Raw genomic sequence first — 10,454 nt, 5'->3', positions numbered from 1 at the left:
ATCAGCACGTCGCCGTCGGCCGGCACGCCGGGCGCCGCCACGCAGAGCCGCCACGGCGCCGCGCCGGCCGGCCAGTCGCCGAGGCGGGCGCGAATCCGTTCGGCCGCTTCGGCCAGTTCGTCGGCCGGCGGCCAGAATGCATCGGCGAAGCGCGCGCTCATGCGCCGCCCCCGTCCTGGTGCCAGAACGGCATCCCGACAACCGGCGTGCTCGCGTGCGCGGTTTCGCGCGCATCCATCGGCCCGGCCAGATACGCGGCACGGCCGGCCTCGACGCCCTGCGCGAACGCGCGCGCCATGATCTCCGGGTGCGTGGCCTGCGACACGGCCGTGTTCAGCAGCACGCCGTCGAAGCCCCACTCCATCACCTGGCATGCGTGCGACGGCACGCCGAGCCCCGCGTCGACGATCAGCGGCACGTCCGGCAGCCGCTCGCGCAGCACGCGCAGGCCGTACGGATTCACGACGCCCTTGCCCGTGCCGATCGGCGCGCCCCACGGCATCAGCGCCTCGCAGCCGGCGTCGAGCAGGCGCCGGCCGATCACGAGATCCTCGGTGCAGTACGGCAGCACCTTGAAACCGTCCTTGACCAGCTGCGCGGCGGCCTCGATCAGCCCGACCGGGTCAGGTTGCAGCGTGTAGTCGTCGCCGATCAGCTCGAGCTTGATCCAGTCGGTGCCGAACACCTCGCGCGCCATGTGCGCGGTCGTCACGGCCTCGGCGACGGTCTGGCAGCCGGCCGTGTTCGGCAGCAGCGGCACCGCGTGGCGCTTGAGCAGGTCGAAGAAGCCGGCTTCGGCCGTGCCGCCCGTCATCTGGCGGCGCAGCGCGACCGTCACCATCCCGGGGCGCGACGCGGCGATCGAATCGGACAGCGACTGCAGCGACGGATAGCGCGACGTGCCGAGCAGCACGCGGCTTGCGAAGGTTTCGCCGTACAGCGTCAGCGCGTCGGCGGATGTGAGGGACGTCATGTCGTTTTCCTGGAAGAGCGGGGACGAACCGGCGGCGTTCAGCCGCCCGCGACGGGGTGCACGACGTCGAGCTTGTCGCCCGCCGCGAGCGCGCGCGCCGCATGCTGCGTGCGCGCGACGAAGTTGCCGTTCAGCGCGACCGCGTAAGGCGGACGCGCGCCGTACGCGGCGAGCGCGTCGGCCACCGTCGCGCCATCGGGCAGCGTCAGGGTCTGTTGGTTGATCTGGATATCCATGAGGCTCGGTCGGATTCGGTCGGCGCGCGCGTCAGGCCGGCTGGCGCGCGTCGTTACGGTGATGAAGGAGCGTCGGCCAGCGCGCGGCGTCGCGCCACGCGGCGAACGCGTCGGCATCAGCGAACGCGCCGCCGAGCGCGGCTTGCGCGAACGCGACGGCCGCCTGCGCGACTTCCGGCGCGATCATGAAGCCGTGCCGGTACAGGCCGTTGACGGCGAGCGTCGACGCGCCGTCCCAGATCACCGCCGGGCGGTGATCGGGCAGCGTCGGCCGGCACTGCGCATTGAGTTCGAGGATGCGCGCCTCGCCGAACGCCGGATGCACGGAGAACGCCGCGCTCAGCAGTTCGAGCGCGGAGCGCACGCTGACGGGCGACATGTCCTCGCCCTCCACCTCGGTCGCGCCGATTACATAGAGATCGTCCTGCTTCGGCGCGATGTACAGCGGGTACCGCGGATGCAGCAGCCGCACGGGCCGTGTCAGCCCGATGCCGGGCGCATGCACGCGCGCGACTTCGCCGCGGATGCCGCGCAGCGCGGGCAGCGCGGATTTCGCGCCGAGCCCGCGGCAATCGATCGTGAAATGGGCAGCGGGCAGGTTCGCATCGTCGATCGCGACGTGCCAGTGCAGGTCGACGCCGCGTTCGGCAAGGCCCGCCGCGAGTGCGCGCAGCGCCTGGCGATTGTCGAGCTGGCCTTCGTTCGGCAGCAGCAGGCCGCGCGCGAAGCGGCCCGCGAGCACCGGCTCGGCCGCATCGACCTGCGCGCCGGCGAGCGTCACGAAGCCGCCGTCGAACAGGTCGGCCGGCGCGTTCGCACGCACGCGCCGCTCGAACAGCGGCGCCTCCGCGCGATCCGCGTGGTGCCAGACGACGAGCGTGCCGTGATGCTGGAAGAAGACGGGTTCGGGCAGTTCCGCGAGCCATTGCGGCCAGCGTTCGAGCGACGCGGCGCCGAGCTCGGTGATCAGCAGCTCCGCGCTCGCCGCTTCCGCGAGCGGCGCGAGCATCGCGGCCGCGATCCACGCGGCCGACTGCTCGCCGTCCGGGCCGCCGCGCTCGTAGAGCGCGACGCGATGCCGGTCGCCCGCGAGCCGCCACGCGATCAGGCGGCCGACGAGGCCGCCGCCGAGCACCGCGAAATCGGGCCGTGCATCCTGAACGTTCATCGCGCGCCCTCCTCGGGAGCGCGCACGACGAACGTCGACGCACCCGCGCCGCCACGTGCGAACGCACGCGACATCGGGCCGGGAATCAAGCAAAAGACTGAAGATTGTGCGGTCATCATTCCTTCCGTAACGCGCAATGCGCGTACCCAAAAGGACGAAACCGGCAGCAAAGGCCGGCCGGGCGGACTCGGGCGCTGACCATGTGGGATGGCAGCCAGCGCGACCCGGCGGGATCAGAAACTTCCCTCGCCGGTATTACCCGGATCGGGTGCAAAGGGTTTTTCTCAGCCTCGCCGCGCTGCCCGGAACATCCGCCGGCCACGCCACAAAGCACCCCTGTTTCGTCGTCGGTCATTAGACCATAAAAGCGGAAAGCGCCGCAAACTGTCACCGGCGGGGCAAATTCGCCGTCGGCCCGCGCCGCTCTGGCACAATGCCCGCAGGCCGGCCGCCGCAAGCGGCCGGTTGCCGCGTCACCGCCGGCCCTTAAGTGCCGTTTAAGACGCGCGGGCGACCATCCGTGCGCCCGCCGTCAGTCGGCGCCGCGCCCCGGCATGCCGTATCGCGGCGCGCGCCCGGCTTCGCCCGGCCCGCGCGCCGGCTACTCATCAGGAAGCACATGACCCAATCGATCGATCCCGTCCGCTCCGCCTCCGACGCGCCGCAGGACGAGCGCCCGGTATCCGCATGGAGCCTCATCAAGCCCTACTGGGTATCGTCCGAATGGAAAATCGCGTGGGGCCTGCTGGTCACGATCATCGCGATCAACCTCTGCGTGGTCTGGATCAACGTCCGGCTGAACAAGTGGAACGCGCAGTTCTACAACGCGCTGCAGTCGAAGGACGTCCACGACTTCCCGAACCTGCTGATGCAGTTCTCCGCGCTCGCCTTCGCGTTCATCATCCTCGCCGTGTACGGCCGCTACCTGCGGCAGATGCTCGGCTTCCGCTGGCGCCAGTGGCTCACCGACCGGTTCCTCGGCCAGTGGCTCGGCGATCGCGCGTTCTACCGGATCGAACGCGATCGCCTCGCGGACAACCCCGACCAGCGGATCACCGACGACCTCCAGTCGTTCGCGACCACGACGCTCGCGCTGTCGCTCGACCTGCTGTCGACGGTCGTCACGCTCGTGTCGTTCATCACGATCCTGTGGTCGCTCGCCGGCGCGCTGACGTTCACGCTCGGCGCGACGCCGATCTCGATTCCCGGCTACATGGTGTGGGCAGCCGCGCTGTACGCGGTGATCGGCTCGCTGATCATCCAGAAGGTCGGCCATCCGCTCGTGTCGATCAACTACCAGCAGCAGCGCGTCGAGGCCGATTTCCGCTTCGGGCTGATCCGCGTGCGCGAGAACGCCGAGCAGATCGCGTTCTACGACGGCGAGAAGACCGAGACCGGCAACGCGCAGACCCTCTTCATGCGCATCCGCGACAACTGGTGGCGCGTGATGAAGTACACGAAGCGGCTCACGTTCGTGCTGAGCTTCTACGGGCAGATCGCGATCATCTTCCCGCTCGTCGTCGCCGCGCCGCGCTATTTCGCGGGGGCGTTCTCGTTCGGCGTGCTGATGCAGATCTCGTCCGCGTTCGGCACCGTCAGCGATTCGTTCTCGTGGTTCATCAACAGCTACTCGACCCTCGTCGAATGGCGCGCCACCGTCAACCGTCTGCGCGAATTCAAGCGCGTGATGGGCACGTCGCACCTGAAGGAAAGCCTGTCGCCCGCGACCGAGCACGGCGGCATCAACCTGCACTACATCGACGGCGCGAAGCTGTCGACGTCGTCGCTGAAGCTCGCGCTGCCCAACGGCAACGCGCTCGCGAACATCGGCAGCGTCACGATCGAGCCGGGCTCGCGCTGGCTCGTGATCGGCAAGTCGGGTTCCGGCAAGAGCACGTTCATGCGCGCGCTCGCGGGCTTGTGGCCGTTCGGCGACGGCGCGATCGATGCACCGGTCGGCGCGCGGATGATGTTCGTGCCGCAGACGAGCTATCTGCCGATCGGCACGCTGAAGGCCGCGCTCACCTATCCGGCGACGCCCGACACGTTCAGCGACGAAGCCTGCCGCGATGCGCTGCGTGCGTGCCGCCTCGAGGATTACGTCGAGCGCCTCGACGAGACCGCGCACTGGACGCGCGTGCTGTCGCCGGGCGAGCAGCAGCGCCTTGCCGGCGCACGCGTGCTGCTGCACAAGCCGGATTTCCTGTTCCTCGACGAAGCGACCAGCGCGCTCGACGCCGACAACGAGGCACGCCTCTATCACCTGTTCGCCGAACGGCTGCCGAAGGCCGCGATCGTCAGCATCGCGCACCGCGAGTCGCTGGCTGCGTTCCACGTCGGCACGATCAACGTCGAACGCGCGAACGCCGGCGACAAGGTCGCCGCGTGAGCGCACGCGCCGCGCACGTCGAACGCATCGCGCTGATCACCGGCGCAGGCGCGGGGATCGGCGCGGCGCTCGCGCGGCGGATTGCGGCGCCCGGCATCGCGCTGGCGCTGCATGCGCGCGGCGCGGACGATGCGGCGCGGGCGCGGCTCGCCGAAGTCGCACAAGCGTGCACGGCGGCCGGTGCGGCATGCATCACGCTGACCGGCGATCTCGGCGAACCGGGCGTTGCCGCCGCGCTGGTCGATACCACCGCGACGCGCTTCGGCGGGCTCGACCAGCTCGTCGCGAACGCCGGCTTCGCCGCGCGGCAATCCTTTTCGGGCCTTTCCGCGGACGCGCTTGCGGCCGCCTTCGCGGCGATGCCCGGCGCGTTCTCCGCGCTCGCGGGCCGCGCGCGGCCGCTGCTCGAAGCGTCAGCCGCCCCGCGAATCGTCGCGGTCAGTTCGTTCGTCGCGCACCGCTACCGCGCCGCGGCGCCGTTCGCGGCGACCGCCGCCGCGAAGGCCGCGCTCGAATCGCTCGTGCGTACCGCCGCCGCCGAATTCGCCGCGCACGGCATCACCGTCAACGCGGTCGCGCCGGGTTTCACGCGCAAGGACCACGGCCCGAGCGCCGGCAACGCCGCCGCGTGGGCGCAGGCCGAACAGGCGACACCGCTCGGCAGGATCGCCGAGCCCGACGACGTCGCCGCGCTGATCGCGTTCCTGCTGTCGGACGCGGCGCGCCAGATCACCGGCCAGGTCATTCACGTCGACGGCGGCCTGACGCTCTGACGCGTCTCCCCCTCTTTCCTGCTTGCCCGCACGAACCTGCATCCGCCTTTTTGGCGCGCGGGATCGCGCCCGTAAAATAGCCGCCACGCGGCAGCGCAAGACGAGACAAGACGAGAGGGGGCGGCAAGCATGCAGGCATTCCAGTGGTTCACCGAACTGTCGACGCGCGAGCGCCGGACGCTGTACGCCGGCTTCGGCGGCTACGCGGTCGATGCGTTCGACTTCATGATCTATTCGTTCCTGATCCCGACGCTGATCGCCACGTGGGGCATGTCGAAGAGCGAGGCCGGGATGATCGCGACGAGTTCGCTGATCTCGTCGGCGATCGGCGGCTGGGCCGCCGGCATCCTCGCCGACCGCTACGGCCGCGTGCGCGTGCTGCAGTGGACGATCGCGACGTTCGCGCTGTTCACGTGCCTGTCCGGTTTCACGCATTCGTTCTGGCAGTTGCTCGCCACCCGCACGCTGCAGGGCTTCGGCTTCGGCGGCGAATGGTCGGTCGTGACGATCATGATGGCCGAGACGATCCGCTCGCCCGAGCATCGCGCGAAGGCCGTCGGCACCGTGCAGAGCAGCTGGTCGTTCGGCTGGGCTGCGGCCGCGATCCTCTACTGGGCGTTCTTCGCGCTGCTGCCCGAGCAGGTCGCGTGGCGCGCGTGCTTCTGGATCGGCATCGCGCCCGCGCTGTGGATCCTGTACATCCGCCGCAACGTCAGCGATCCCGACATCTACACGGCCACGCGCCGCGCGCGCGACGAAGGCCGCGTGTCCGGTCACTTCCTCGAGATCTTCTCGCCGCCGCACCTGCGCGCGACGCTGTTCGGCAGCGCGCTGTGCACCGGGATGCTCGGCGGCTACTACGCGATCACGACGTGGCTGCCCACCTACCTGAAGACCGTCCGCCACCTGTCGGTGTTCAACACGAGCGGCTATCTCGTCGTGCTGATCGTCGGCTCGTTCGTCGGCTACGTGGTCGGCGCGATCCTGTCCGACCGGCTCGGCCGCCGCGCGTCGTTCATCCTGTTCGCGATCGGCTCGTTCGCGCTCGGCATGGCGTACACGATGCTGCCGATCACCGATACCGCGATGCTGCTGCTCGGCTTCCCGCTCGGCATCGTCGTGCAGGGGATCTTCGCCGGTATCGGCGCGTACCTGTCGGAGCTGTATCCGGGCGCGATCCGCGGCTCGGGCCAGGGCTTCTGCTACAACCTCGGCCGCGGGCTCGGCTCGTTCTTTCCGATCGTCGTCGGCTCGCTGTCGCAATCGATGTCGCTCGTGAAGGCGATCGGCCTCGTCGCGGGCGGCGGCTACCTGCTCGTCATCGTCGCCGCGCTCGTGCTGCCGGAGACGCGCGGCAAGTCGCTCGTCGACGATCCGGCCGTCGCGTCGTGACCGTGAGCCACCGCTTCGTTTCGGAACCCGCATGCACGTGATCGTTCTCGGCGCCGGCGTGATCGGCGTCACCACCGCCTGGCACCTGCGCGAAGCAGGCTGCGACGTCACCGTGATCGACCGCGAGGCCGACGTCGCACAGGCGACGAGCCTCGGCAACGCGGGCGTGATCGCGCCCGGCTACGTGACGCCGTGGGCCGCGCCCGGGATGCCCGGCAAGATCCTCAAGTACCTGTTCAAGCCCGCGTCGCCGCTGATCTTCCGGCCGACGCTCGATGCCGCGCAGTGGCGCTGGATCGCGCGCTGGCTGCGCGAATGCGAGCTCGAGCGGTTCCGCGTGAACAAGCAGCGGATGCAGCGCATCGCGTATTACAGCCGCGCGTGCCTGCATGCGTTTCGCGAGCGTTATCCGTTCGACTATGGCGCGAGCCGCGGCTACCTGCAACTGCTGCGCGGCCCATTCGACGTCGAGCTGGTGCAGCCCGCACTGCACGTGCTGCGCGATGCCGGCATCGCGTTTCGCGAACTCGACGCGGCCGGCTGCACGGCAATCGAACCGGGCCTGCGCTGGGCGCGGCAGGCCCCCGTCGGCGGCATCTACCTGCCCGACGACGAAGCCGGCGACTGCGCCCGCTTCACGCGCGAACTCCGCACGCTGTGCGAGGCGCGCGGCGTGACGTTCCGCTTTCGCACCGGGATCCGCGCGCTCGAGGTCGCGGGCCGCACGGTACGCGGCGTGCGGGTCGATTCGCGCGAAGCGGGCGATACCGCACGAAGCGATGCCCTGCTCGCCGCCGACGCGATCGTCGTCGCGCTCGGCGTCGACAGCGCCGGCCTGCTGCGGCCTTACGGAATCGACGTGCCGCTGTATCCGGTGAAGGGCTATTCGGCGACGCTCGCGGTCGTCGACGATGAAAAAGCGCCGCGCGCCGCGCTGATGGACGAATCGCTGAAGACGGCGATCACGCGCTTCGGCCCGACGCTGCGCGTCGCGGGCACCGCGGAGCTCGGCAACCGGCACGCGGCGCTGCGGCAGCAGGCGCTCGATACGCTGATGAAGGTGCTCGACGACTGGTTCCCGCACGCGGCCGATCGCGCGTCGGCGCGCTTCTGGGTCGGCCACCGGCCGATGACGCCCGACGGGCCGCCACTGCTCGGCGCGAGCGGGATCGACGGGCTCTGGCTCAATGTGGGCCACGGCTCGACGGGCTGGGCGATGTCGATGGGTTCGGGAAAGGTGCTCGCTGATCTCGTCACCGGGCGCGAGCCGGATATCGACCTGTCGGGCCTGACGCTCGCGCGCTACGGCCGGTAGGCTCGGCACCGGGCAACGCTGTCGACGCAATGCGCGGGCGCGAGTGCACCGTGCGCGGCCACCGCGGTGCGTCGCGAAAACCGCTCAACCCGCTGCCCGGCCTTCCGCCCAGGCGATCGGCGCCGACACGATCGGCCGATGCGATACGCCCTCATGCGACAGCCGGCTTTCGAACAGCGTCAGCGCTTCAACGCGCAGCACGACCTGTCGCCCGGGCGCGCCACCGTGTGCGGGCTGACCGACTGCATCGTGCGGCAGCCGCGCGAGCGTCACATGCGGCCGGAACGGCCGCCGGTCGGCCGGCACGCCCAGTTCGCGAAGCAGTGCCGACAACCCCGCATTCAGCGCGATGCACGCCGGATCGGCCGCCAGCTCCGCGACGATCAGCCTCGCGCGCGGCAGGCTCGGCCACCACGCGATCCGCTCGACCGGCAGCAACGGCAACGCATGCACGGCCGCGAGCGCGGGCAGGTGCGCGGCCAGCGCGTCGCAACGTTCCCGTTCGATCGCGCCGATGAACGCGAGCGTCATGTGCAGTTGCGCGGGCAGCGTGCGCCGCGCGCCACGGGTGACCGGCAACGCGTGCAGCGCATCGCGCGACGCCGCATCGGGCATCAGCGCGACGAACGCACGGAGCCGGTCGCCGTTCATGACTCGCGCACCGCGCCGCGCGGCGCGCTGGACGCGCCGGGCGAAGCCACGGGACGCTGCGGCAACGGGCCGTGCTCGCCCCACACGTCGTCCGGCAGCACGCGCGCAAGTTCGGGAATCGTATTGCGCGTGAACACCGGATCGGCAACGCCTGCCGCGCGCTGGCGGCGATAGTCGGCCCACGCGGCGTGCGCGTACTTGCCGAGCGCGAGGATCGCGATCAGGTTGATGATCGCCATCAGCCCCATGCTCGTATCGGCCATCGCCCACACGAGCGGCAGTTGCCCGACGCTGCCGAACATCACCATCGCGAGCACCGCGACGCGGAACAACGGCAGCACGCCGCGCCGCTTCGTGATGAACTCGACGTTGCCTTCCGCATACGCGTAGTTGCCGATCACCGACGAAAACGCGAGGAAGAAGATCGCGACGGCCATGTAGATGCCGCCCCAGTCGCCGACGTGACTCGAAATCGCGCGCTGCGTGAGCGCCGCGCCTTCCATCCCGGTGCCGAGTTCGTACTGGCCCGACAGCAGGATCACGAACGCGGTCGCGCTGCAGATCACGATCGTGTCGACGAACACGCCGAGCATCTGGATCAGCCCCTGCGTGACCGGGTGCCGCGTGCTCGCGGTCGCGGCCGCGTTCGGCGCGCTGCCCATCCCGGCTTCGTTCGAGAACAGCCCGCGCTTCACGCCGATCGCGATCGCCTGGCTGACTGCATAGCCCGTCAGGCCACCCGCCGCCTGCTCGAGGCCGAACGCGCTCTTCACGATCAATACGATCACGCCCGGCACCAGCGCGATGTGCGTCGCGACCGCGTAGACCGCGAGCGCGAGGTAGCCGATCGCCATCAGCGGCACGATCACCTGCGCGACCATCGCGATCCGGCGGATGCCGCCAAAGATGATCGGTGCGCTCAGCAGCACGAGACAGAGGCCGACCGTCTCGCGGCTCCAGCCGAACGACGTATGGAACGCATCGGCGATCGCGTTGGCCTGCACCGCGTTGAACACGAAGCCGAACGCGAGGATCAGCGACAGCGAGAACAGCACGCCGAAGCCGCGCGAGCGCAGGCCCGTCTGGATGTAGTACGCGGGGCCGCCGCGGAAGCTGCCGTCCGGGTGCGACACCTTGAAGATCTGCGCGAGCGTCGCCTCGACGAACGCGGACGACATCCCGACGAGCGCGGTCATCCACATCCAGAAGATCGCGCCCGGCCCGCCGACCGTCAGCGCGACCGCGACGCCCGCGATGTTGCCGGTGCCGACGCGGCTCGCGAGCCCGGTCGCGAACGCCTGGAACGACGAGATGCTGCCCGGCTCGCCCTTGCTGCCGACCAGCTTCATGCTGAGGAACAACGCCTTCAGCTGGATCATCCGGAACCGCAACGTGAACCATGCGCCGGCGCCGAGCAGCAGCGCGATCAGCACGTAGTTCCACAGCACGCCGTTGACGGCTTCGATCAGCCCTTGCACGAATGCTTCCATCCAGAGTCCTTGTAAATAGGGTCAGTCACATGCAGCCACCGCAAATGCGGCCCGAGGGGCGACATGA

At 70.0% G+C, this 10,454-nt stretch carries 9 protein-coding genes, 1 pseudogene and 1 riboswitch; of the genes and pseudogenes, 4 read left to right on the top strand and 6 right to left on the bottom strand.

The genetic code is table 11. The features are described 5' to 3' along the window. From BLA15945_RS37760 to BLA15945_RS32215, 4 genes and pseudogenes are all read right to left on the bottom strand, one after another. A pseudogene (locus BLA15945_RS37760) lies at positions 1-161 on the bottom strand (thiamine phosphate synthase); the annotation flags it as partial. Continuing rightward, positions 158-973: a thiazole synthase gene (locus BLA15945_RS32225; RefSeq protein ID WP_059232578.1), complete on the bottom strand. Its 816-nt coding sequence runs from the start codon at positions 971-973 to the stop codon at positions 158-160. The gene BLA15945_RS32225 and the pseudogene BLA15945_RS37760, both read right to left, overlap by 4 nt. A gap of 38 nt (positions 974-1,011) precedes the next feature. Continuing rightward, positions 1,012-1,209: a sulfur carrier protein ThiS gene (thiS, locus tag BLA15945_RS32220; protein ID WP_027783340.1), complete on the bottom strand. Its 198-nt coding sequence runs from the start codon at positions 1,207-1,209 to the stop codon at positions 1,012-1,014. Between the two features lie 31 nt (positions 1,210-1,240). Beyond that, positions 1,241-2,377, bottom strand: a complete 1,137-nt coding sequence (locus tag BLA15945_RS32215; RefSeq protein WP_174994265.1) for an FAD-dependent oxidoreductase — start codon at positions 2,375-2,377, stop codon at positions 1,241-1,243. Positions 2,378-2,601: 224 nt separating this feature from the next. Beyond that, a riboswitch (TPP riboswitch) is annotated at positions 2,602-2,725 on the bottom strand. Between the two features lie 271 nt (positions 2,726-2,996). Here BLA15945_RS32215 and BLA15945_RS32210 point away from each other — a divergent pair. The 4 genes from BLA15945_RS32210 to BLA15945_RS32195 all read left to right on the top strand — a co-directional run bounded on the left by BLA15945_RS32210 (position 2,997) and on the right by BLA15945_RS32195 (position 8,246). Next, positions 2,997-4,766 (top strand): ABC transporter ATP-binding protein/permease, encoded by a 1,770-nt coding sequence (locus BLA15945_RS32210; RefSeq protein ID WP_059232580.1) that lies wholly within the window; start codon positions 2,997-2,999, stop codon positions 4,764-4,766. Next, a complete protein-coding gene (locus BLA15945_RS32205) occupies positions 4,763-5,539 on the top strand; it encodes an SDR family oxidoreductase (protein WP_174994264.1) in 777 nt (258 codons plus the stop codon). The genes BLA15945_RS32210 and BLA15945_RS32205 overlap by 4 nt, the downstream gene beginning before the upstream one ends. 129 nt (positions 5,540-5,668) lie before the next feature. Continuing rightward, entirely contained in the window at positions 5,669-6,931 is a 1,263-nt protein-coding gene (locus BLA15945_RS32200; protein WP_174994263.1) for an MFS transporter, read from the top strand. A 31-nt stretch (positions 6,932-6,962) separates the two neighbouring features. Next, the gene (locus BLA15945_RS32195) at positions 6,963-8,246 is read left to right on the top strand and encodes a D-amino acid dehydrogenase (RefSeq protein ID WP_174994262.1); all 1,284 of its coding nucleotides are present in this window, start codon (positions 6,963-6,965) and stop codon (positions 8,244-8,246) included. Positions 8,247-8,330: 84 nt separating this feature from the next. Here the strand turns inward: BLA15945_RS32195 and thpR are convergent, their stop codons facing one another. Together thpR and BLA15945_RS32185 are read right to left on the bottom strand one after the other, a co-directional pair. Then, a complete protein-coding gene (gene thpR / locus BLA15945_RS32190) occupies positions 8,331-8,897 on the bottom strand; it encodes an RNA 2',3'-cyclic phosphodiesterase (protein WP_174994261.1) in 567 nt (188 codons plus the stop codon). Further along, positions 8,894-10,387: an alanine/glycine:cation symporter family protein gene (locus BLA15945_RS32185; RefSeq protein ID WP_174994260.1), complete on the bottom strand. Its 1,494-nt coding sequence runs from the start codon at positions 10,385-10,387 to the stop codon at positions 8,894-8,896. Before BLA15945_RS32185 ends, thpR begins: the two co-directional genes overlap by 4 nt. Positions 10,388-10,454 lie beyond the last annotated feature (67 nt).

Origin of the sequence: Burkholderia arboris, from assembly GCF_902499125.1 — a bacterium.
In the GTDB taxonomy this organism is placed as follows: Bacteria; Pseudomonadota; Gammaproteobacteria; order Burkholderiales; family Burkholderiaceae; genus Burkholderia; species Burkholderia arboris.
This window is presented reverse-complemented; position numbering and strand designations above follow the sequence as displayed.